Annotated in this window: 19 protein-coding genes; 12 read left to right on the top strand and 7 right to left on the bottom strand. The window is 58.6% G+C overall.

What is annotated here, in order from left to right:
• Positions 1-132 precede the first annotated feature (132 nt).
• Both G5137_RS18460 and G5137_RS18455 read right to left on the bottom strand, forming a co-directional pair.
• The gene (locus tag G5137_RS18460) at positions 133-789 is read right to left on the bottom strand and encodes an OmpA family lipoprotein (protein WP_005339468.1); all 657 of its coding nucleotides are present in this window, start codon (positions 787-789) and stop codon (positions 133-135) included.
• Positions 790-918: 129 nt separating this feature from the next.
• Positions 919-1,491, bottom strand: a complete 573-nt coding sequence (locus tag G5137_RS18455) for a DNA-3-methyladenine glycosylase I (protein WP_421255775.1) — start codon at positions 1,489-1,491, stop codon at positions 919-921.
• Positions 1,492-1,713: 222 nt separating this feature from the next.
• Here G5137_RS18455 and glyQ point away from each other — a divergent pair, with 222 nt between their 5' ends.
• Together glyQ and glyS are read left to right on the top strand one after the other, a co-directional pair.
• Positions 1,714-2,637: a glycine--tRNA ligase subunit alpha gene (gene glyQ, locus G5137_RS18450; protein ID WP_005339464.1), complete on the top strand. Its 924-nt coding sequence runs from the start codon at positions 1,714-1,716 to the stop codon at positions 2,635-2,637.
• A 9-nt stretch (positions 2,638-2,646) separates the two neighbouring features.
• Entirely contained in the window at positions 2,647-4,716 is a 2,070-nt protein-coding gene (gene glyS, locus G5137_RS18445) for a glycine--tRNA ligase subunit beta (RefSeq protein ID WP_005342445.1), read from the top strand.
• A 64-nt stretch (positions 4,717-4,780) separates the two neighbouring features.
• On the opposite strand, the gene G5137_RS18440 is transcribed toward glyS, so the two are convergent.
• Complete coding sequence (locus G5137_RS18440; RefSeq protein ID WP_216993381.1) at positions 4,781-5,686, bottom strand: hypothetical protein; 906 nt, start codon at positions 5,684-5,686, stop codon at positions 4,781-4,783.
• 152 nt (positions 5,687-5,838) lie between these two features.
• On the opposite strand from G5137_RS18440, the gene G5137_RS18435 reads away from it, so the two are divergent.
• Positions 5,839-6,603, top strand: a complete 765-nt coding sequence (locus tag G5137_RS18435) for an EAL domain-containing protein (protein ID WP_421173137.1) — start codon at positions 5,839-5,841, stop codon at positions 6,601-6,603.
• Between the two features lie 124 nt (positions 6,604-6,727).
• On the opposite strand, the gene G5137_RS18430 is transcribed toward G5137_RS18435, so the two are convergent.
• A complete protein-coding gene (locus G5137_RS18430) occupies positions 6,728-7,945 on the bottom strand; it encodes a 4Fe-4S binding protein (protein ID WP_421255774.1) in 1,218 nt (405 codons plus the stop codon).
• 156 nt (positions 7,946-8,101) lie between these two features.
• Complete coding sequence (locus tag G5137_RS18425; RefSeq protein ID WP_227341655.1) at positions 8,102-8,809, bottom strand: GntR family transcriptional regulator; 708 nt, start codon at positions 8,807-8,809, stop codon at positions 8,102-8,104.
• Between the two features lie 282 nt (positions 8,810-9,091).
• On the opposite strand from G5137_RS18425, the gene G5137_RS18420 reads away from it, so the two are divergent.
• Together G5137_RS18420 and G5137_RS18415 are read left to right on the top strand one after the other, a co-directional pair.
• The gene (locus tag G5137_RS18420) at positions 9,092-10,681 is read left to right on the top strand and encodes an alpha-glucoside-specific PTS transporter subunit IIBC (protein ID WP_421255778.1); all 1,590 of its coding nucleotides are present in this window, start codon (positions 9,092-9,094) and stop codon (positions 10,679-10,681) included.
• The gene (locus G5137_RS18415) at positions 10,678-12,003 is read left to right on the top strand and encodes a 6-phospho-alpha-glucosidase (RefSeq protein WP_206692012.1); all 1,326 of its coding nucleotides are present in this window, start codon (positions 10,678-10,680) and stop codon (positions 12,001-12,003) included. The genes G5137_RS18420 and G5137_RS18415 overlap by 4 nt, the downstream gene beginning before the upstream one ends.
• Positions 12,004-12,067: 64 nt before the next feature.
• Here the strand turns inward: G5137_RS18415 and G5137_RS18410 are convergent, their stop codons facing one another.
• Entirely contained in the window at positions 12,068-13,072 is a 1,005-nt protein-coding gene (locus G5137_RS18410; protein WP_005355925.1) for a substrate-binding domain-containing protein, read from the bottom strand.
• 434 nt (positions 13,073-13,506) lie between these two features.
• On the opposite strand from G5137_RS18410, the gene G5137_RS18405 reads away from it, so the two are divergent.
• The 7 genes from G5137_RS18405 (at position 13,507) to glpG (ending at position 19,647) form a co-directional block, all read left to right on the top strand.
• The gene (locus G5137_RS18405) at positions 13,507-14,628 is read left to right on the top strand and encodes a branched-chain amino acid ABC transporter substrate-binding protein (RefSeq protein WP_005342436.1); all 1,122 of its coding nucleotides are present in this window, start codon (positions 13,507-13,509) and stop codon (positions 14,626-14,628) included.
• 66 nt (positions 14,629-14,694) lie between these two features.
• Positions 14,695-15,621 carry a high-affinity branched-chain amino acid ABC transporter permease LivH gene (livH, locus tag G5137_RS18400; protein ID WP_005339439.1) on the top strand — a complete coding sequence of 309 codons (927 nt, stop codon included), beginning with the start codon at positions 14,695-14,697 and terminating at the stop codon, positions 15,619-15,621.
• Positions 15,621-16,889, top strand: coding sequence for a high-affinity branched-chain amino acid ABC transporter permease LivM (locus G5137_RS18395; RefSeq protein ID WP_421255773.1), 1,269 nt, complete (start codon positions 15,621-15,623; stop codon positions 16,887-16,889). The genes livH and G5137_RS18395 overlap by 1 nt, the downstream gene beginning before the upstream one ends.
• The gene (gene livG, locus G5137_RS18390; protein WP_005339435.1) at positions 16,886-17,659 is read left to right on the top strand and encodes a high-affinity branched-chain amino acid ABC transporter ATP-binding protein LivG; all 774 of its coding nucleotides are present in this window, start codon (positions 16,886-16,888) and stop codon (positions 17,657-17,659) included. The genes G5137_RS18395 and livG overlap by 4 nt, the downstream gene beginning before the upstream one ends.
• A gap of 10 nt (positions 17,660-17,669) precedes the next feature.
• Positions 17,670-18,371: an ABC transporter ATP-binding protein gene (locus G5137_RS18385; protein WP_266135508.1), complete on the top strand. Its 702-nt coding sequence runs from the start codon at positions 17,670-17,672 to the stop codon at positions 18,369-18,371.
• Between the two features lie 122 nt (positions 18,372-18,493).
• Positions 18,494-18,817 carry a thiosulfate sulfurtransferase GlpE gene (gene glpE, locus G5137_RS18380; RefSeq protein WP_421255772.1) on the top strand — a complete coding sequence of 108 codons (324 nt, stop codon included), beginning with the start codon at positions 18,494-18,496 and terminating at the stop codon, positions 18,815-18,817.
• Positions 18,814-19,647, top strand: a complete 834-nt coding sequence (gene glpG / locus G5137_RS18375) for a rhomboid family intramembrane serine protease GlpG (protein ID WP_005342430.1) — start codon at positions 18,814-18,816, stop codon at positions 19,645-19,647. The genes glpE and glpG overlap by 4 nt, the downstream gene beginning before the upstream one ends.
• A 66-nt stretch (positions 19,648-19,713) precedes the next feature.
• Here glpG and G5137_RS18370 read toward each other — a convergent pair whose 3' ends face one another.
• Complete coding sequence (locus G5137_RS18370) at positions 19,714-22,158, bottom strand: VolA/Pla-1 family phospholipase (protein ID WP_421255771.1); 2,445 nt, start codon at positions 22,156-22,158, stop codon at positions 19,714-19,716.
• Positions 22,159-22,270: the final 112 nt, after the last annotated feature.

Here is a 22,270-nt window from a genome sequence, read left to right as displayed (position 1 = left end):
ACGAGGTGAGAAGGGAGCAAACAACAAGGCGCCATTGCTCGCAAACAACAAGGCGCCATTGCTCGCAACTGCGCCAATAGAAAGGCCCCGCCATCACTGGCGGGGCCTTTTCGTTACCGAAACCTGAACGACTTAGGCGGTCGGGGTCAGGGTAATGGTCACGCGGCGGTTCTGGGCTTTGCCAGCGGCGGTGCTGTTGGTAGCAACCGGCTGATCCGGGCCCACGCCAGTGGTGGAGATGCGGCTACCTGCTACGCCCTGACCAATCAGCTGGGCGGCAACGGCATCGGCACGATCGCGGGAGAGCTTCATGTTCAGATCGCGGGAACCGGTGCTGTCGGTGTGACCGACCACGTTCAGGCGGGTCTTGTCGAACTCGGCAACGACCATGGCCACGCCGGAGAGGGTGTTGGCACCGGCCGCTTTCAGCTGGGAGCTGGAGCTGTCGAAGGTGACGTTGTTCGGCATGTTGAGGATCAGCTCATTGCCATTGCGGGTCACGCTGACGCCAGTGCCTTGCAGCTTCTCGCGCAGCTTGGCTTCCTGCACGTCCATGTAGTAGCCGATACCGCCGCCCAGCGCCGCGCCGGCAGCAACGCCGGTCAGGATGCCCTTCTTGCGGTCACCCTTGCTGGAGGAGAGCGCACCTACGGCCGCACCGGCAGCGGCGCCAGCCAGCGCGCCCCAGGCACCTTTGGAGGTCTGGGATTCACCTGTGTAGGGGTTGGTGGTACAGCCGCTCAGGGCAACGGTCAGTGCCAGAGCAGGCACCAGGATCTTGGCTCGCATGAAAAAACCTCTGTGAAAACAATCCGGCACCATGCCGGGGGCCGGATTGTAACGCGCTGGCACGCCATTGTCTGACGCAAGCCTGAACAGATGGCGAGAGTGGTGTTTTTTTGGCCAATCGGCGGGCTGTCAGCGCGGTAACTGACACTCGGCATGGCAAGGGCAGCTGACCAGATGATCGTTCACCATGCCCACCGCCTGCATGAAGGCGTAGCAGATAGTGCTGCCGACGAAGGTGAAGCCGCGCTTCTTGAGCGCCTTGGACATGGCATCCGACTCCGGTGAGGTCGCCGGAATGTCGCCGTTGCCCTGGCGCTGGTGGACGATGGGGGCGCCGCCGACAAAGCCCCACAGATAATCGACGAAGTCGATGCCCTCGGCCTCCAGCGCCAGATAGGCGCGGGCGTTTTTGATGATCGACTGCACCTTGAGCCGGTTGCGGATGATGCCGCTGTCCTGCATCAGCCGCTCCACATCCTGCTCGTCGAACTGCACGATACGCTGTGGATCAAAGTCGGCATAGGCGCGGTAATAGCTCTCGGTGCGCTTGAGGATGGTGATCCACGACAGCCCCGCCTGCTGGCCGTCTAGGCAGAGCTTGGCAAACAGCTCGCGGGCGTCATAGACCGGCCTGCCCCACTGTTTGTCATGGTATTCAATGTATTCCGGGTCTTTGGTCACCCAGGCGCAGCGCAGTTCCATTTCCTCTCCCTCGTTATTTCAGCGGTTTCCCCGACCCTGCCCACTCTACAGGCGGCACTGCTCACATCATATACCGGACAACCCGCCCGACCAGCCAGAGCGCAGCACCATCCCGCGAATCCGCTGCAATTTCGCCTATTATCCGACCATGCCAGACGGTATACTCCCTCGGTTCACATTCAGCAAATCTTGCTCTGATTTTCATTTCGCGCGAAAAAAATTATGCAAAAATTCGATGTCAAAACCTTTCAGGGCCTGATCCTGCAGCTGCAGGACTATTGGTCCCGCCAGGGCTGTACCATCATTCAGCCGCTGGATATGGAAGTGGGTGCCGGTACTTCCCACCCCATGACCTGTCTGCGTGCCCTGGGCCCGGAGCCCATCGCCTGCGCTTACGTGCAACCGTCCCGCCGTCCGACTGACGGCCGCTACGGTGAAAACCCGAACCGCCTGCAGCACTACTACCAGTTCCAGGTGATCATCAAGCCTTCCCCCGACAACATTCAGGAACTCTATCTGGGCTCTCTGAAAGAGCTGGGTATGGATCCTGAGATCCACGACATCCGCTTCGTGGAAGACAACTGGGAAAACCCGACTCTGGGTGCCTGGGGTCTGGGTTGGGAAGTGTGGCTGAACGGCATGGAAGTGACCCAGTTCACCTACTTCCAGCAAGTTGGCGGCCTCGAGTGCAAGCCGGTCACCGGCGAGATCACCTACGGTCTCGAGCGTCTGGCCATGTACATTCAGGGCGTCGACAGCGTCTACGATCTGGTCTGGTCTGACGGCCCGCTGGGCAAGACCACCTACGGCGACGTGTTCCACCAGAACGAAGTGGAGCAATCCACCTACAACTTCGAGCACGCCGACGTGGAGTTCCTGTTCCACTGCTTCGAGCAGTACGAGAAGGAAGCCCAGAATCTGCTGGCACTGGAAAAACCGCTGCCGCTGCCTGCCTACGAGCGCATCCTCAAAGCCGCTCACTCCTTCAACCTGCTGGATGCCCGCAAGGCCATCTCGGTCACCGAGCGTCAGCGCTACATCCTGCGCATTCGCACCCTGACCAAGGCCGTGGCAGAGGCATACTACGCCTCCCGCGAAGCGCTGGGCTTCCCTATGTGTCAGCGCAGTGAGAACAAGCAAGGTTAAGGAACGGACATGGCACAACATACATTTCTGGTAGAGATCGGTACTGCTGAGCTGCCGCCCAAAGCCCTGCGCTCCCTGGCCGAAGCCTTTGCCGACAACTTCAAAGCCGAACTGACCAAGGCCGATCTGGCCTTCGGCGACGTCGAGTGGTTTGCCTCACCGCGCCGTCTGGCGCTGAAAGTGAGCGAGCTGGCCGGCGAACAGCCGAGCAAGAGCGTCGAGAAGCGCGGCCCGGCCGTGGCTCAGGCGTTCGATGCCGAAGGCAAACCGACCAAGGCTGCCGAAGGCTGGGCCCGTGGCAACGGCATCACCGTTGAGCAGGCCGAGCGTCTGGTCACCGACAAGGGCGAGTGGCTGGTTCACACCGCCAAGGTCGAAGGCCGTCCGGCCAAAGAGTTGCTGGGCGAACTGGTTGCCTCCGCACTGGCCAAACTGCCGATCCCGAAAATGATGCGCTGGGGCGACAAGACCATCCAGTTTGTGCGTCCGGTCTTCACCGTGACCCTGCTGCTGGATGGCGAGCTGGTTCCTGCTCACATTCTGGGTATCGACTCTGCCCGCACCATCCGCGGTCACCGCTTTATGGGCGAGAGCGAATTCACCATCGACAACGCCAGCCAGTACCCGCAGATCCTGCAGGAGCGCGGCATGGTGATTGCCGACTTTATGGCGCGCAAGGCCAAGATTAAGGCTGACGTCGAAGCGGCCGCTGCCGCCTTCGGTGGCGTGGCCGATCTGGACGACGCCCTGCTGGAAGAAGTGACCGCACTGGTCGAGTGGCCGGTGGTGCTGACCGCCAACTTCGAAGAGAAGTTCCTGGCCGTTCCGGCCGAGGCACTGGTTCACACCATGAAGGGTGACCAGAAGTACTTCCCGGTCTACGACAAGAACGGCAAGCTGCTGCCGAAGTTCATCTTCGTCACCAACATCGAGTCCAAAGACCCGAGCCAGATCATCAGCGGCAACGAGAAGGTGGTTCGCCCCCGTCTCTCTGACGCCGAGTTCTTCTTCAAGACCGACCTCAAGCAGACTCTGGCCTCCCGCCTGCCGCGCCTTGAAACCGTGCTGTTCCAGCAACAGCTGGGCACCGTCAAGGCCAAGGTCGAGCGCATTGAGACCGTTGCCGGCTTTATCGCCGAGCGTATCGGCGCCGACGTGGCTCAGGCCAAGCGTGCCGGTCTGCTCTCCAAGTGTGACCTGATGACCAACATGGTCGGCGAGTTCACCGACACCCAGGGTGTCATGGGGATGCACTACGCCCGTCACGATGGCGAAGACGAAGCGGTGGCCGTGGCCCTCAACGAGCAGTACATGCCGCGCTTTGCCGGTGATGCCCTGCCGTCCGGTCTGGTTGCCTGCGCCGTCGCGCTGGCCGACAAGTTCGACACCCTGGCCGGTATCTTCGGCATCGGCATGCTGCCGAAGGGTGACAAGGACCCGTTCGCCCTGCGTCGCGCTGCCATCGGTGCCCTGCGCATCATGACCGAGAAGCAGCTGGATCTGGATCTGGTTGAACTGGTTGAAGAAGCGGTACGCGTCTACGGCGACAAGCTGACCAACAAAACCGTCGTTACCGACGTGGTCGACTTTATGCTGGGCCGCTTCCGCGCCGCCTATCAGGACGAAGGCATCGGTGCCGACGTGGTGCTGGCCGTACTGGCCCGCCGCCCGACCCGTCCGCTCGACTTCGATCGCCGCGTCAAGGCCGTCAGCCACTTCCGCACGCTGGATGCCGCACTGGCACTGGCTGCCGCCAACAAGCGCGTGAGCAACATTCTGGCCAAGGTCGAAGGCGAACTGCCGACTGCCGTCAAACCGGAACTGCTGGTCGATGCCGCCGAGAAGGCGCTGGCCACCCAGGTTGCCGAACTGCAAGCCGAACTGGCCCCGCTGTTCGCTGCCGGTGACTATCAGGCTGCCCTCACCCGTCTGGCCGCCCTGCGCGAGCCGGTCGATACCTTCTTTAACGAAGTGATGGTGATGGCCGACGACGAAGCCCTCAAGGCCAACCGTCTGGCACTGCTGAACAACCTGCGCAACCTGTTCCTGCAAGTCGCGGATATCTCCCTGCTGCAGTGATTCTGGTTGAGTCAGTGATATTAAAAACGGCGCCGCGAGGCGCCTTTTTTTATAAAAATAACTTTTAAATAGAAGATGAATAATCTTTAAAATTATTACCTACGAGGACATTCTCTAATACAATAAAATCAACATGATCATTAATTAATGGCGCATTGAGCAATCCAACTACATTCAACCAACAAATTAACGCTGAATACTTGCCTTCATAAAAACCAACAAGCTCATGATCACCATCACTATTTTTATATATAGATAACAAATGGCCATAGCTATTTAACTCAACGTTTATTAATGAGGCACTTTGTTGTAAAAAGCCAGATATAAAACCATCTGGTACATTTGAGTCAGGCACATTAAACGTTTTGTTATACTTCTTGCTCAGTGATAACGTACCCAACGCTGCCAATATGCTAATAAAGCTACCTTCTATATAAGCTTTCATTTTGGGGTCAAGCTCATTTAGTTCTATATATTGATGAGGGTATAACTGTGGACTAGTATAAATTAACACATCTAATCGTTCAGAATGCCTAGAAAGCAAACTAAGAATTTCTTCTAATTTCATTGTGGCTTTCTGTACATCTAATTGCTTCTTTTGATAGTAAACTGCAAACGCAGCGCCAAGGAATGTCAAAAAAGAAAAAATAGTTCCTATTGTGCCGCCAATAAAACTACCAAAATTCGACCACGCTTGATCAGATGTAGATAATGAATAATGTGAGATTGGTGCAAATATATAGATGTAGAGAAGTAACGGAGCACTAACCAAAACCAACACACAAAACATCACAATAATAAAATTTCGCTTTCCCATAGACTTCGCTCCATATTTTAGCAATGCTAATAATAAAGCTACAGGCTTAATTAGCGAAGAATTATCACCTCGGTAGGTTCGATTAGCCGTCAGGCGTAATCGGACGTTCGCGTAAATAGGCTCTCCCGCCATAACCGCCAGCCGAATTTCCAACTCCGGCTGGCCGCCCCGGCTTCACGGCAACAACCGCAACCAAAGCCTCTCGTTCGTCCGATTACGCTGCGCTAATCGAACCTACAGGGGGCAATGAGCTGTTATCATTTGAGACAGTGCCCAGCGCCGCCACGGCCAATCAGAGGAACGTCATGAACATACCTGCCGCCCCCGCCCCGTCAATCTGCCAGCAGTGTCAGGAGCAGGTGGATCTAGACTTCGACTTCACCATGGCTTTTCAGCCCATCGTCGATTGCAGCAAGCGCACTATTTTCGGCTACGAGGCGCTGGTGCGAGGGCTCAACAACGAGCCGGCGCAGAGCGTGATTGCCCGGGTCAACGACGACAACCGCTACCGCTTCGATCAACTGTGCCGCATCAAGGCCATCGCGCTGGCCGCCCGGCTCGATATGCGGGGCATGCTGAGCATCAACTTTCTGCCCAATGCGGTCTACCGTCCGGAACGCTGCATCCGCACCACCCTGCAGGCAGCCCGCGAGCACCTCTTCCCCATCGAGCAGATCATGTTCGAGCTGACCGAGGTGGAGCAGGTGCAGGATAGCCAGCATCTTCGCGGCATCGTCGATCACTATCAGGCGCTCGGCTTCAAAACGGCGATCGATGACTTTGGCGCCGGTTACTCGGGCCTCAACCTGCTGGCCGATTTTCACCCCAACATCGTCAAGCTCGATATGCACCTGCTGCGCGGCATCGACCATGACCCGACCCGGCAAGCCATAGTGCGCCACTGTCTGGCACTGTTTGCGGAGCTGAAGATCACCCCGCTGGCGGAGGGGATCGAGACCCGCGAAGAGATGGCCTGCCTGCGGGAGATGGGCATCAGCCTGATGCAGGGCTATCTGTTTGCCCGCCCCGGCTTTGAAACCCTGCCCGAGATGGATTTCGCCAGCCTGTAAGCCAGTCGGTCTGCACTGCCTCCCCCTCAGCCCACTCCCACCCGAATAAGAAAACGGACACCCGAGGGTGTCCATGTGCATACCCTGTGACCTTGCGCCATGGTTACACAGTCACCCTCCCCGGTTAATGGGTCAGCTGTGGCAACAGTTGCAACAGGTGAGCCCGTATCGCCAGCGGCGTCTGGCTGACCCAGATCTCCAGCAGGCCATACGCGAGCAACGGCAGCACCAGCAGCAACAGGCAGAGCAGCCCCAGCAAACGGCTCGGTGCAAGCCGCTTCACCTTGCTGCCAAGGTGCAGGGCCTCGACCCGCTTGGGGCAGGCGGCCACGCAGCTCAGGCAGCCGGTGCACTCCAGGTTGCGTACCGCAATAAGCTGGTGCACCGCAATGCGCGATGGACAGGCCCGGCTGCACTTGTCGCAGTCATGACCCTGGCTTCGCAGGCAGCGGGCCGAGTCACGGCGAATGCGCAGCGGCGTCAGTAGCCCCAGCAGGGCGAGCCAGGCGCCATAGGGGCAAAGGTAGCGGCAGAATCCCTGACGAAAGGTCGCGGTAAGCAGCAACACCCAGCCGAGGCACAGACCCGAGATCAGGGTCAGGTTGAAGAAGAAAGCACCCATCTTCATATCCGCCGCCTGATGGTAGGGGCTGGTGAAGTAGCCGGGCAGGGCAGCAGCCGGCACCGCCAGCAGAATGATGAAGAGCAGAAAGCCGAGCACCAGAAACTTCTGGGTGCGCAGGGCAAGATCCAACCAGCGCGGCGGGCTCCACTCCCCCGGCAGCAACCGGTGGCGCAGGCCATGCAGCCATTCCCCCACCAGCCCGAGCGGACAGAACCAGGCACAGAACGCCCGCCCCAGCAGCAGGGCCGACAGGGAGAGTACCAGTACGGTGACGGTGGCCGCCGGATGGTGGGGATCCACCAACCCCTGCGCGAACCAGGCCCGCAGCCCGAGGCCACCGGCGATGGGCAGGAAGGCATCCACCACGTCCGGGCGCACCAGCCAGGGGCTCATCCCCTGTCCCAACTGCCAGATATGCAGGCTGTATTGCACTGTGACCAGCCCCCAGCAGAGCAGCAGCAGATGGCGAGTGCCTGCCCGCAACTGCTGACTGTCGATCGCCCCGAACACGGGCAGCGGCCGCCTCTGATGCCGGAGGGCAAGCACGGCGGTGACCGTCCCCAATGCGAGCCAGAGCAGGCTGTCGGCCGCCAGCAACCAGACCAGCCCCAGCAGGCCGAGCGCAAGACGCCCCGGCCAGCCGGTGCGCACCTGCCACGCCAACAACACCAGATAAACCATACCGGCCACCATGGTTATCGCTTCAATCACGCTCATGCATCCCCCACTGCCTACATCCGGATCCGGCAGCAAGGATAACTAACATTTGAGTTGATTATTTTGATCTGCATGGGCCGAGGGAGGAGTTATGGCCAATGCCTCCCTCGCAGGCTCTCCCCTCTTTCAACGACACGCTGCCTCATCAGCCAGGCACTAACCGCGGGCACGGTGGAGGTGGTAGTCAACGTGATAGTCGTTGGCATTACGGAACATGATGGAGTAGTTGAGGAACTCTCCGCTCTCGCTGTATGAGAGTGAGGTGAGCCGCAGGATAGGGGCCCCCTGCTCGATATGGAGCAGCTCGGCAGTAGCCCGATCCGCCAGCACGGCACTGAAGCACTCATAGTTGCCCGCAATCGCGATGCCGCACTCCCGTTCGATGTAGTCGAATTTGGACCCTTCCAGATGGGCGACCGACAGATTGCGAAACAGTCTGACCGGCATATAGCTCTCTTCCAGCAGCAGAGCCCGACCATCCACCGAGCGGATCCGGCTGGAGTAATAGACGGGTTCATTCACCTTCACCCTCAGCTGACTGGCGATGGCCGGTGGCGCAGGCATGGTGCGAAATTCCAACACCTGGCTGGTCAAAGTGCGCCCCTGCTCGCGCATCAGTTCGGTAAACCCGCTCAGCCCTTTGGTCTCATGCTGGACATCCTTTTTTGTCACATAGGTGCCGCTGCCGTGGCGCCGCTCGACCAATCCCCACTCGATCAACATGTCTACCGCTTTGCGAATGGTCATGCGGGAGACGCCATACTGTTCTGCCAGCGCTTTTTCGCCGGGCAACACATCTCCCACCCGGCACTCGGCACCGTTTACCCTGATCCTGAGTCGATCAGCCACCGATTTATAGATCACTGCTAGACATCTCCTGTGGTCACAACGCCAACCATCTTATTCTTAATCAAGTGACTAAATTGCTTAAAAACAATAACTTAACTTTCAACTAAAGCTGCAAGAACATCACGAAACCAAGAGGTACAACAATATCGCAAAAGTTAGACATCTTTGTCTAAATAACTGCATGCGTCAGATCACATTATTCCAAGATATTTCATGAGGTCTCTTTTTATCGTTGCTAATTTGCATCTGGCAACACCGGCAAGGATTCGATTAGCTATTTCAACCAAGGGACAATATATGCTCAGTCAAATTCAACGTTTTGGCGGAGCAATGTTCACTCCTGTACTGCTTTTTCCTTTTGCAGGTATGGTAGTAGGCATTGCAATTATGCTGAAAAACCCGATGTTTGTCGGTGAATCACTGGCAAACCCACAAGGATTATTCTTCCAGATCATCCATATTATTGAAGAAGGTGGCTGGACAGTATTCAGGAATATGCCGCTTATATTTGCGATTGGCCTGCCAATCGGTCTGGCAAATAAGGCACAAGCCAGAGCCTGTCTGGCTGTATTGGTCAGTTTCATGACCTGGAACTATTTTATCAACGCCATGGGCATGACCTGGGGCAGTTATTTCGGGGTCGACTTCAGTCAGGATGTAGGGGGTGAAAGTGGCCTCGCCATGGTAGCGGGGATCAAGACCCTGGATACCAGCATCATAGGGGCCATCGTCATCTCCGGCATCGTGACGGCACTGCACAACCGCCTGTTTGATCGCCAACTGCCGGTCTTTCTCGGCATATTTCAGGGCAGCTCCTTTGTCACCATTGTCGCCTTCTTCGTGATGATCCCCTGTGCCTGGCTGACCCTGCTTGGCTGGCCAAAAGTACAGATGGGCATCGCCTCCCTGCAGAATTTCATGCTGATCTCGGGTCCGGTCGGGGTGTGGGTATACACCTTCCTCGAGCGGATTTTGATCCCGACCGGCCTGCATCACTTTATCTACGGCCCCTTCATCTTCGGCCCAGCGGCAGTAGAGGGGGGCATTCAACTCTACTGGGCGCAGCACATGCTGGAGTTCAGCCAGAGCACTCGCCCGCTGATTGAACAGTTCCCTCAGGGTGGCTTTGCCCTGCATGGCAACTCGAAGATTTTCGGTGCCATGGGGATTGCCCTGGCCATCTATGCCACGGCAGCCAAAGAGAACAAGGCCAAGGTTGCAGGCCTGCTGATCCCGGCCACCCTGACCGCCATTCTGGTCGGCATCACCGAGCCGCTGGAGTTCACCTTCCTCTTCATCTCGCCGCTGCTGTTTGCCATCCACGCCCTGCTGGCAGCCACCATGTCGACTGTGATGTACCTGTTTGGTGTGGTCGGCAACATGGGTGGAGGTCTGCTCGACCAGTTCCTGCCGCAGAACTGGATACCCATGTTCCACAACCATGCGGGAATGATGTTCACCCAGATCGCTATCGGATTGGTCTTTACCGGCATCTGGTTCCTGATATTCCGCGCGCTGATTATCAGGCTCAATCTTAAAACACCGGGCCGGGAAGACAGTGAAATAAAGCTTTATTCCAAGTCAGATTATCAGGCAGCCAAAAACCAGCGTAGCAGTGATAGTGCAACACAAATTATCGAAGCGCTTGGTGGAGTCAAAAATATACGCAGTCTGAATAATTGTGCCACGCGCTTAAGAATATCGCTGGTTAACAGCAAGCTAGCAGATGCAGATGAGGAGTTTATTAAATTGGGAGCCCATGGTGTCGTCCGCCATGGCGATAGTATCCAGGTAATTATCGGTCTGCATGTACCTCAGGTACGTGAAAATATGGAATCGATTATGAACAACAGTCATCAACAATCGTCTTTAGTAATGGAGTCATGATCATGAAAAAATTCTCTGTAGTCATTGCCGGTGGTGGTAGCACTTTTACTCCAGGTATCGTTCTGATGTTGCTGGAAAATCAGCATCGCTTCCCGCTCAAGGAGATCAAATTCTACGACAACGATGGTGCCCGTCAGGAGATCATCGCCGAAGCCTGCAAAATCTTGCTGAAAGAGAAGGCTCCCGAGATCGCCTTCAGCTATGGCACCGACCCCAAAGCAGCGTTTAGCGATGTAGATTTCGTCATGGCCCATATCCGGGTTGGCAAATATCCGATGCGCGAGCTGGACGAGAAGATCCCGCTGCGTCATGGCGTGGTCGGCCAGGAGACCTGCGGCCCGGGCGGTATCGCCTATGGCATGCGCTCCATCGGCGGAGTGCTGGAGCTGGTCGACTATATGGAGCAGTACTCACCCAATGCCTGGATGCTCAACTACTCCAACCCGGCCGCCATTGTGGCCGAAGCGACCCGTCGCCTGCGTCCCAACGCCAAAATCCTCAACATCTGCGACATGCCGATCGGGATCGAGGGGCGCATGGCCCAGATTGCCGGTCTCAAATCCCGCAAAGAGATGCGGGTACGCTACTACGGCCTCAACCACTTTGGCTGGTGGACCCGCATCGAGGATCTGGAAGGCAACGACCTGATGCCGAAGATCAAGGAGCACGTCGCCCGCCACGGCTATGTGCCCAATAGCGCCAGCCATGCCGAAGCAAGCTGGAACGATACCTTCGCCAAGGCAAAGGATGTATGGGCGCTCGACCCGGATACCCTGCCCAACACCTATCTGAAGTACTACCTCTACCCGGACTATGTGGTGGCCCACTCCAACCCGGAACACACACGCGCCAACGAGGTGATGGAGCACCGCGAGAAGCAGGTCTTCACCGCCTGTACCGACATCGTCAAGGCAGGTAATTCAGCAGCGGGCGAGCTGGAGATCGATGAGCACGCCTCCTATATCGTTGACCTGGCAACCGCCATCGCCTTCAATACCCAGGAGCGGATGCTGCTGATCGTTCCCAATCGCGGCGCCATCCCCAACTTTGACCCGGAAGCCATGGTCGAGATCCCCTGCCTGGTCGGCAGTAGCGGGCCAGAGCCGTTGCAGGTGGGCAGCATCCCGCTGTTCCAGCAGGGCATGATGGGCCAGCAGGTCGCGGTCGAGAAACTGGTGGTCGAAGCCTGGGTCGAGCACTCTTACCAGAAGCTGTGGCAAGCCATCACCCTCTCCAAGACAGTACCTAGCGCCTCGGTGGCCAAGTCCATTCTCGATGACTTGATAGAGGCCAACAAAGCCTACTGGCCGGAACTGAAATAAACCGCCCATAAACAAAAACCCCCTCGTGACAGAGGGGGTTTTTCGTTTTGGCAACGGGTGCGGATTAACGCAGCGGTTTGACCGAGCGACGGACGATCAGCTCGGGCTGTACCGTCATCGACTCCACTTCCAGCTCCTTGTTGCGGATCCGGCTGACCAGATGCTTCACCGCCAGCTGGCCCAGTTCGGCCTTCGGGTGGCGGATGGTGGTCAGCGGCGGGCTGGAGAAGCGCGCCATCTCCACATCGTCGTAGCCGATGATGGAGATATCGTCCGGCACCTTGACTCCCGCTTCCCAGGCTGCGCAAATCGCGCCGATCGCCATGGGATCGTCGAAGGCAAAGACCGCAGTCGGGCGAGGCTGCAGGGCCAGGATGCGCTGCATGGCATCGAAGCCGCTCTGGCTCTCGTAGTCCCCTTCAAAGACCTGTTCATCTTTAAGGGTCAGACCGTGCTCGCCCAGCGCATCACGCACCCCGTCCAGTCGCTGCTGGGTGGTCGGCTTGGAGAGCTGGCCAGTGATGCAGACGATGTCACGGTGCCCCAGCTCCAGCAGATGGCGTACGGCCATGCGGGCGCCGATGCGGGCGTTGTCGTTGATGACGTTGGCGAAATCGCACTCCGTGCCCCAATCCAGTACCACCTGCGGCACGTTCTTGTGGATGCGCAGCATGTCGCGCAACGGGGTGTCGATATCGGTCCCCAATACCAGCAGACCATCCACCCGTTTTTCCATCAGCATTCTCAGGTAATGCTGTTGGCGAGGCGGCTGGTTTTCGGTGTTGCAGAGGATCAGGCTGTAGCCCTGTTCGAAGCAGTACGCTTCAACCCCTTGCACCACTTCCGCGAAGAAGGGGTTTACGCTGGTGGTGACCAGCATGCCAATGGTCTTGGTCGAATTTATCTTAAGACTGCGCGCTACCGAGTTGGGCGCGTAGTTGAGTTCTGCCACCGCCTCAATCACTTTCTGGGTCGCGTCTTCGCTGACCCGCCGAGTGTGGTTGAGCACATGTGAGACGGTGGAGATGGATACGCCTGCGCGCGAGGCGACATCCTTGATAGTGGCCATCTCTGTCTCCTGACTGTCAAAGGCGGAACATTAGCAGATTTCCCGAATAAAGGCTTGGTTTTAACGGGCTCTGCCACGGAATTGTCAATGCCGGCTAATTTAGGCGCTCATTTCTGTTTGCGCAAACGATTAATGGTCAAAATGGGAGCACCATCAGAGTAAAATATCACCAGACTAATCCTCTGTGCTTCATCATAATCACCTCTGGTTACCAAGATGTTAAGGCGAAGAATCGATACTAAATTCCAATTAAACACAAATGACAGGTCATTTATTTCAAAATAAGCCCACCCCACCCCCTCTGGTTAGTATCTTTAACAGCTTGTTATTGCCCCGTGAGGAATGATAGAACCATACCTATAGCCGGATGCACGGGATGTCGATCCGGAATGGCACTCGTAAATGAAACAATCCACTGATTAAGGGACGAATCAATGCATAAGTTGAGCAAAATTACAGTAAGCGCAGCGGTTTCTTTGGCTCTGTTTGGATCGATCTCCATCGCACACGCGGCAGACACCATCAAGATAGGTATCGCAGGCCCGCTCACCGGCCCGGTTGCCCAGTACGGGGACATGCAGTTCACCGGCGGCAAGATGGCGGTCGAGCAGATCAACAAGGCTGGCGGCATCAATGGCAAGCAGATCGAAGCCGTCATCTATGACGATGCCTGTGATCCCAAGCAGGCGGTAGCCATCGCCAACAAGGTGGTGAATGATGGCGTCAAGTTCGTGGTCGGCCACCTCTGCTCCGACAATACCCTGCCCGCCTCCGACATCTATGAAGACGAGGGGATCCTGATGGTCACCCCCGCCTCCACCAACCCCAAGATCACCGAGCGCGGTTACCAGCTGACTCTGCGCACCATCGGTCTGGATAGCGATCAGGGCCCGACTGCCGCCAAGTACATCATCGAGCAGGTCAAACCCCAGCGCGTCGCCGTTATCCACGACAAGAAGCAGTACGGTGAAGGGATCGCCTCCAGCGTCAAAGCAGCACTGGACAAGGCTGGCGTGAAGGTGGTGGCCTATGAAGGGATCACCGCCGGTGACAAGGACTTCTCCGCCCTGATCGCCAAGCTGCAGAAAGAGAACGTCGATTTCGTCTACTACGGCGGCTATCACCCTGAGCTGGGCCTGATCCTGCGTCAGGCTGGCGAGAAGGGGCTGAAAGCCAAGTTCATGGGCCCGGAAGGGGTCGGTAACAAGGATATCTCCGCCATCGGCGGCCCGGCTTCCGAAGGCCTGCTGGTGACCCTGCCGAACAAATACGATCTGGTGCCTGCCAACGCCCCGCTGGTGGCGGCGTTCAAGGCCAAGGGTCAGGACTCCTCCGGCCCGTTCGTCTGGACCACCTATGCCGCGGTGCAGAGCCTGGCTGCCGGTATCGCCAAGGCGGGTGAAGATGACCCGGCCGCCGTTGCCGCCGCCATCAAGGCCGCACCGATCGATACCGTGATGGGCCCCCTGACCTGGGCACCTAACGGTGACCTGAAAGGCTTCGAATTTGGTGTGTTCCAGTGGCACGCTGACGGTACTTCCAGCCAAGTCAAATAATCTGCCGATCGGGGGTGAGTACGCTCACCCCCTCCTCTCTTTGCGGGCAAGTACAGGGAACGCAGTATGTCCGAACACCTCCTTTATCTCGTTCAGCAACTGCTGAACGGATTAACCATAGGCAGCACCTATGCGTTGATCGCCATTGGCTACACCATGGTCTATGGCATCATCGGCATGATCAACTTCGCCCACGGCGAGGTTTACATGATCGGCTCCTATGTCGCTTTCATGGTGATGGCGGGGCTCATGATGATGGGCATCGACAGCACCTTTCTACTGCTGGGAGGCGCCTTCCTGGTCAGTATCATCATCACCGGCACCTATGGCTGGAGCATCGAGCGAGTCGCCTACCGGCCACTGCGCGGTGGCAACCGGCTGATCCCCCTCATCTCCGCCATCGGCATGTCGATCTTCTTGCAGAACATGATGCGCATGGCTCAGGGCTCGCGGGATATCGCCATGCCCAGCCTGATCTCAGGTGGCTGGACCCTGGGGGGTGAGGATGGTTTTCAGGCCAGCCTCTCCTATATGCAGCTGATCATTTTCGTGGTGACTTTCATCACCATGCTGGCGCTGACCCAGTTCATCGGCCGCTCCCGCATGGGCCGCGCCTGCCGCGCCTGTTCGGAAGATATCAAGATGGCCAATCTGCTGGGCATCGACACCCACGTGGTCATCTCCATCACCTTCGTGCTGGGGGCTGCACTGGCCGCCGTGGCCGGGGTGCTGCTCGGCATGTATTACGGCGTCATCAACCCCTACCTCGGCTTTATGGCCGGTCTGAAGGCCTTCACTGCCGCAGTATTGGGCGGTATCGGCAGCATTCCGGGCGCCGTACTGGGCGGCCTGCTGCTGGGGGTGGTTGAAGCGCTCACCGCCGGTTATCTCAGCACCGAGTACAAAGATGTGATGGCGTTTGCCCTGCTCATCTTTGTGCTGCTCTTTATGCCTACTGGCATCTTGGGTCGTCCGGAAGTGGAGAAAGTGTGATGAAACATCAATTGATCCACGCCAGTATCGCCAGCCTGGTGCTGCTGGTGCTCTCCTTCTGGCTGCTCGGCTTCAAGCTGGAGACCGATGGCTCCAGCCTGCAGGTAGTGAGCCGCCTCGATGTGTCGCTGGCCTGGCTACTGGGGGGCGCCACCATTGTTTTCTGGTTCCAGATGCTGCGCGGCCAGATTGCCAAGCTGTTTCAGGCCTCCATCAGCGGCTTCTCGGTCGGCTTCACCAAGCTGGTGCTGCCGAGCCCGGAAGAGGCGCCCAAGCTCTATAACCTCACCGCCGTGCTGGTGCTGCTGTTTGCGGTGAGCTGGCCCTTTATGGCTTCTCGCGGCGCCATCGATCTCGCCACCCTCACCCTGATTTACATCATGCTGGGGCTGGGGCTGAACGTGGTGGTCGGCCTCGCCGGTCTGCTCGATCTCGGCTATGTCGGCTTCTACGCGGTCGGTGCCTACAGCTATGCCCTACTCAACACCTACTTCGGACTGAGCTTCTGGGAGTGCCTGCCCATCGCCGGGCTGATGGCCGCTACCTTCGGCTTCCTGCTCGGTTTCCCGGTGCTGCGGCTCCGGGGGGACTATCTGGCCATCGTCACCCTGGGTTTTGGCGAGATCATCCGCATCCTGCTCAACAACATGACTACCCTGACCGGCGGCCCGAACGGGATCTCCGGCATCCCCAAGCCGACGCTGGGGGGTCTGGAGTTCAACCGCACCGTCAAGGATGGGGGCTTTGATACCTTCCACAACTTCTTCGGCATTACCTACAACGCCAACCACAAGGTGATCTTCCTCTACCTGATGGCGCTGGTGTTGGTGGTGGTGACCCTGTTTGTCATCAACCGCCTGCTGCGCATGCCCCTTGGCCGAGCCTGGGAAGCGCTGCGGGAAGACGAGATCGCCTGCAAATCGCTGGGGCTCAACCCCACCATCATCAAGCTGACCGCCTTCACCATAGGCGCCACCTTCGCGGGCTTTGCCGGCAGCTTCTTTGCCTCCCGGCAGGGCTTTATCAGCCCGGAATCCTTCGTCTTTATCGAGTCGGCCATCGTGCTCGCCATTGTGGTGCTGGGGGGCATGGGCTCCCAGATCGGGGTGGTGCTGGCTGCCATCGTGATGACGGTGCTGCCGGAGCTGGCCCGCGAATTCAACGAGTACCGCATGCTGATGTTCGGCCTCTTGATGGTGTTCATGATGATCTGGCGGCCACAAGGATTGTTGCCGATGACCCGTCCGCATCTGGAGTTGAAGAAATGAGTACTCATCAGAAGTTAATGGAAGTCTCTGATCTGTCGATGCGCTTCGGGGGCCTGCTGGCCGTCAACGGGGTAAAACTGGATATCGACAAGGGCGAGGTGATCTCCATCATCGGCCCCAACGGCGCGGGCAAGACCACCATCTTCAACTGCCTGACCGGTTTCTACTGCCCGAGCGGCGGCACCATCCGCTACAAGGGTGAGGAGATCCAGGGGCTGCCCGGCCACCTCATTGCCCGCAAGGGGATTGTGCGTACCTTCCAGCATGTGCGGCTGTTCAAGGAAATGACAGCGGTGGAGAACCTGCTTGTTGCCCAGCACCAGCACCTCAACACCAGCTTTATCGCCGGCCTGTTCAAGACCCCGGCCTTCCGCCGTGCCGAGCAGGAGGGGCTGGAGCGGGCCGCCTTCTGGCTGGATAAAGTGGGCCTCAAGGATCTCGCCAACCGCGCTGCCGGTAATCTGGCCTACGGTCAGCAGCGCCGCCTCGAGATCGCCCGCTGCATGGCGACCCGTCCCGAGCTGCTGATGCTGGATGAACCGGCTGCCGGCCTCAACCCGAAGGAGACCGACGAACTGGACGAGCTCATCATGAGCCTGCGGGACGAATTCGGTGTCTCGGTGCTGCTGATCGAACACGATATGAAGCTGGTGATGGGCATCTCCAACCGCATCTTCGTGGTCAGCCAGGGCACCCCGCTGGCCCACGGCAAGCCGGATGAAATCCGCAACAACCCGGCAGTGATCAAGGCCTATCTGGGCGAGTCGTAAGGACAAAAAGATGTTAGAACTTCGCAACGTATCGACCCACTACGGCAAAATTCAGGCACTGCACGATGTCAGCGTCGAGGTGAAAGAGGGGGAAATCGTCACCCTGATCGGCGCCAACGGCGCTGGCAAAACCACCCTGCTGATGACCCTCTGCGGTGAACCCAAGCCCAGCAGCGGCTCCATCTGGTTTGAGGGGGAACAGATCAGCACCCTCACCACCGCCCGCATCATGCGCAAGGATATCGCCGTGGTGCCGGAGGGACGCCGCATCTTCGCCCGCCTGACGGTGGAGGAGAACCTGCTGATGGGCGCCTTCTTCGTCGACAAGGCAGAGCAGCATGGCCTGCTGGATCAGGTGTTCACCCTGTTTCCGCGCCTGCACGAACGGCTGGAACAGCGGGCAGGCACCATGTCCGGCGGCGAGCAACAGATGCTGGCCATCGGCCGCGCCCTGATGAGCAAACCGCGTTTGCTGCTGCTGGATGAACCCTCGCTGGGGCTGGCCCCCATCGTCATCCAGCAGATCTTCGACACCATAGAGCAGTTGCGCCAGAAGGGGATGACCATCTTTCTGGTGGAGCAGAACGCCAACCAGGCGCTCAAGCTGGCCGACCGCGGCTATGTGCTGGAGAACGGCCACGTGGTGCTGCAAGACACGGGCGCCGCCCTGCTGGCCAACCCGGCAGTGCGGCAGGCCTATCTGGGCGGTTAACCCACTGACCCGCATGCCATATCAACAAGGGAGCCGCTGGCTCCCTTATCTTTTGTGGGGTTAGTTTGCGCCCAAGCTTGCGGTACACTGGCCCGTAATCAACCTATTCGCAGGACATCCCGATGGACCAGTTTGCCCATATCAATGCCCATGATGCCCACCAGAAACTGAGCGCGGGTGAAGCCCGTCTGGTGGATATTCGCGACCCGCAATCCTTTGAAGCGGCCCACGCGGTCGGCGCCTTCCACCTCACCAATGGCACCCTGGCGCGCTTTATGAATGAAGTGGATTTCGATACCCCGGTCATCGTGATGTGCTATCACGGCAACAGCAGTCAAGGGGCGGCCCAATACCTGCTGCAACAGGGTTATGACGAGGTCTACAGTCTGGATGGCGGCTTCGAGGCGTGGCGCAGGGAGTTTCCCATCGAGGCAGGCGAGGCATGATCCAGCTGCTGGTGCTCGACAACGCCCGCATGGCGCAGGCGCTGGTGGACTATCTGGCGACGCTAGGGATCTCCTGCGAGCTGACCCAGTCCGAGCTGGGGGTCACCATCTGGCTGGCGGACGAGCAACGCCTCGCTCAGGCCCAGCTGGAGGTGAAGCGCTTTCTGGCCGAGCCGGGCCACCCGCGCTATATGGAAGCCTCCTGGCAATCCGGCCGCGCCGATGCCCGCATCGACTACAGCAAGGGGATGACGGACCCCATCACCGATTTCCTCCATCAGGCGGGGCCACTGACGCTGGTGGTTATCATCGCCTGTCTCGCCATCTACGGGATCGAGGCCATCGGCCTGCCCATCTACGATGAACTGGCATTCCACCCGACGCTGGCCCAGTTCACCGACTGGCAGGCATGGCGTTATTTCACCCCCGCCCTGATCCACTTCTCGGTGCTCCATCTGGTGTTCAACTTGCTCTGGTGGTGGTATCTCGGCGGCCAGATCGAACAGCGCCTCGGCAGCGGCAAGCTGCTGATCCTGCTGCTGGTGGGCGCCGCCCTGCCCAATATCGCCGAGTTTTTTGCCAGCGGCCCGCTGTTTGGCGGCCTCTCCGGCGTGGTCTATGCCCTGCTCGGCTACTGCTGGCTGCGCAGCAAGCTGCAACCGGCCTGCGGCCTCACTCTGCCACCGGCGCTGATGGGCTTTATGCTGTTCTGGATGGTGCTCGGCTTCTTCGACATGCTCGGCACCAGCACCGCCAACATCGCCCACCTGACCGGCCTGCTGGTCGGCCTGCTGCAAGGCTGGCTGGATCGCAACCACCAGCCGGGCTGATTTTTCAGCAACTGCAGAAACGAGAACGCCGCCCCGAAGGGCGGCGTTTTTTTACGCGATAGGCAGTTACTGCTTGATCAGGGTGTCATCGGTTACCTTGACCGCCGCACCGCTACTCATAAAGAAGCTGGCGAACTGGGTCTGGATCTCGGTGGTGACCGCGCCAGCCGGATCGAAGTTCTCGTCAGGAGCCAGCAGCGAGCTATGGCCCCCTTTCAGGAAGCGCGCAGCATGGTGACCCGCCGGGAGCACGCCGGAACCCTTCAGCTCTTGCAAACCCAGCACCCGGAACAGCGGCTCGGTGCCACCCAACGGTGCAGAGGCGATGCTGTTGGGGATCACCTGATCCGGCAGATTGAGGGCGCCATCACCCACAATTTCGGTGGCGAACAGCGGGAAGCTCTTGGCGACGCCACTGCCCAGATTGATCGGGTCCGCAGAGTCCAGCACTGACTGGGCGGCAAAGGTATAGCTCTGCAAGGTGCTCGCCGCACCCGCCTGCGTGGCCGCATCCAGACTGGGCAGGAACTCGTTGACGAAGCAAGTGGCGGCAGCCGTTTTGCAATTCGGTGCATAGGCGGTAAAGCCCGCTTTCAGCGCCGGACTACCCGAGGTAAGCACGCTCATCTTGATGGTCGGCCCGAAGCTCGGCGAGTTGAGCAACAGCGGCGCGATGCCGCCACCCGGCATCGCCAGACCACCGGTATCGAACTTGAACAGGGCATCAGCCTGAGCACTGCCGGTGGTCTGGTTGGCGACAGCCAGCAGATTGGCCCCGGTAATGGCACCGAGTGAGTGACCGAGGAAATGCACCTTCAGACCGGCACCACCCAATTGGCCACCCAGCCCCTTGGCATTGGCCAGACCGACAGCCAGGCGAAGGCCAAGCAGATCGGCCACGCTCTGTTTCAGGTTGTCCCGCGCCACCGTCAGATAGCCCAGATTCAGATAGGGAGTCGGATTCTCGGAGGTGGTGACGGTATCCATGCTGCCGCTCAGGGCATAGCCACGCTCACCGTGCAGCGGATGATCGATCACTACCACAGCGACATTTTTGGCTGTTGGTGTGACTTGCAGACCAGCACCAATCTGGCCCAGCGCCAGCGCATAGGCGTTCTCCTTGATGGAGGTAACCCCGTGCTGATAGATGATCACATCAGTAATTGTATTGAGCGGTGCAGCAGCGAAGATCCGCAGCGGTACCGATTGTACTTCGGTCAGAGTCGGCAACGGGTTGAAACGACCGATATTGCGCTCGGTATCCAGCGGCTTGCCACCGGAGGTGAGGGTCACCCCGATCAGCTTGCTCGCCTCGGTCAGCAGTTCACTCTGACGGCTCGGGTCGGCGATCAGCTCACCCAGCAATGCCGGGTCCACGCCCGCTCCGACCAGTCCACCGATCACCTCGGTATCGCCCGCTTTCAGCGCGTTGGCGATGGCATAGAGGCTGGGAATGGCGCCGTGCCAGGATTGGGTCTTGGCCTTGTCCCAGGAGCCGGCTATCGCAGGAGTAGAGAGGAAGTAAGGGAGCTTGACGGTGCCGGTATAAACCTTGGTCAGCTGGGCAACCCCGTTAAGCGGCGTACCAACACCAAAGGCGGCAGTCAGTGCATCTTTCTGTTCCTGCGGCAAGAATGGCTCATTCGCCAGCTGGGTCAGAAAATCCACCCCGCCATTAAGACCGTTGATGGTATAGGTTGCTGGCAGGCTGGTGCTGCCCTTGGCATCCTGTTTCCACAGCGCCGCGGCGTCCAGGCTCGGGCTCTTCAGCACCGAAGCGGCGGCACTTTTCACTGCCAGCAGCACATCGGCACCAGATTGGGTGGCAAACCAGTCGGAGAAGATCACCCGATCGCTGGTGATCCCGGTGGCCGCTTTGAACAGACCTTCCTGCAGCGAGATCAGGCCGTTGATGGTCTGCTCCTGAGTAGTTGCGCCAGCTGTCGATTTGAAGCTGCTGTAATCGCCTCCCGCCTTGAGCGGCGTACCACGACTGTCCTTGAGGGAGTCGGTCGCCACGATCATGTAGTAAGAAGAGGGATTGAGCGGCTTGAGCGGAACCAGATTGAGCTTGCCGTCCCCGCCAGTGACCACAAAGTCGGTCCCATAAACCAGTGGCTTGCCGCCCTTGACTCCGTTGGGTTGCAGAGTGACCGGATCCAGCGTGAGCTCGAGCAGGTAGAGGGGCGCAACGGCAGAAGCATACTCGCTGGCTGCCGGTGCCGGCACTGAGACACCGGTCACGGTCGCCGGTACCAGCTGGACGGGTTGGGTGGTTGACCAGCCATCCAGGGTGGAGAGGGCAGATACCGGGTTCGACAGATCAGCAGTTTCTGTCGAAAACTTCAGGGTACCGTCGCTGGCACGGGGGGCCAGCACGCTCGGGCGAAGTCCATTGGCTCCACTCAGGGCATAGTCCAGGGAGCTGGTAGTATCTCCCTTGTTGTCATCTCCACCACATCCGCTCAGCAGAGCGCTGACAACAGCTGCATAAATTAGCTTCTTCTTCATTTTTTATTCTCTTTTTATAGGGTTGTTATCCATCACCAGCCAACGAGGCCATCACGACCGCGACTGCAAGACGTTAACATAAAACCAACAACCAACGAGACTCATGTTGGTC

Source organism: Aeromonas sp. 600282, from assembly GCF_049175755.1.
Lineage (GTDB): Bacteria > Pseudomonadota > Gammaproteobacteria > Enterobacterales > Aeromonadaceae > Aeromonas > Aeromonas veronii_A.
This window is presented reverse-complemented; position numbering and strand designations above follow the sequence as displayed.

Coding starts and splice junctions, on each gene's coding strand:
- G5137_RS18460 (WP_005339468.1), bottom strand. CDS start 789: ATGCGAGCCAAGATCCTGGTGCCTGCTCTGGCACTGACCGTTGCCCTG.
- G5137_RS18455 (WP_421255775.1), bottom strand. CDS start 1,491: ATGGAACTGCGCTGCGCCTGGGTGACCAAAGACCCGGAATACATTGAA.
- glyQ (WP_005339464.1), top strand. CDS start 1,714: ATGCAAAAATTCGATGTCAAAACCTTTCAGGGCCTGATCCTGCAGCTG.
- glyS (WP_005342445.1), top strand. CDS start 2,647: ATGGCACAACATACATTTCTGGTAGAGATCGGTACTGCTGAGCTGCCG.
- G5137_RS18435 (WP_421173137.1), top strand. CDS start 5,839: ATGAACATACCTGCCGCCCCCGCCCCGTCAATCTGCCAGCAGTGTCAG.
- G5137_RS18430 (WP_421255774.1), bottom strand. CDS start 7,945: ATGAGCGTGATTGAAGCGATAACCATGGTGGCCGGTATGGTTTATCTG.
- G5137_RS18420 (WP_421255778.1), top strand. CDS start 9,092: ATGCTCAGTCAAATTCAACGTTTTGGCGGAGCAATGTTCACTCCTGTA.
- G5137_RS18415 (WP_206692012.1), top strand. CDS start 10,678: ATGATCATGAAAAAATTCTCTGTAGTCATTGCCGGTGGTGGTAGCACT.
- G5137_RS18410 (WP_005355925.1), bottom strand. CDS start 13,072: ATGGCCACTATCAAGGATGTCGCCTCGCGCGCAGGCGTATCCATCTCC.
- G5137_RS18405 (WP_005342436.1), top strand. CDS start 13,507: ATGCATAAGTTGAGCAAAATTACAGTAAGCGCAGCGGTTTCTTTGGCT.
- livH (WP_005339439.1), top strand. CDS start 14,695: ATGTCCGAACACCTCCTTTATCTCGTTCAGCAACTGCTGAACGGATTA.
- G5137_RS18395 (WP_421255773.1), top strand. CDS start 15,621: ATGAAACATCAATTGATCCACGCCAGTATCGCCAGCCTGGTGCTGCTG.
- livG (WP_005339435.1), top strand. CDS start 16,886: ATGAGTACTCATCAGAAGTTAATGGAAGTCTCTGATCTGTCGATGCGC.
- G5137_RS18385 (WP_266135508.1), top strand. CDS start 17,670: ATGTTAGAACTTCGCAACGTATCGACCCACTACGGCAAAATTCAGGCA.
- glpE (WP_421255772.1), top strand. CDS start 18,494: ATGGACCAGTTTGCCCATATCAATGCCCATGATGCCCACCAGAAACTG.
- glpG (WP_005342430.1), top strand. CDS start 18,814: ATGATCCAGCTGCTGGTGCTCGACAACGCCCGCATGGCGCAGGCGCTG.
- G5137_RS18370 (WP_421255771.1), bottom strand. CDS start 22,158: ATGAAGAAGAAGCTAATTTATGCAGCTGTTGTCAGCGCTCTGCTGAGC.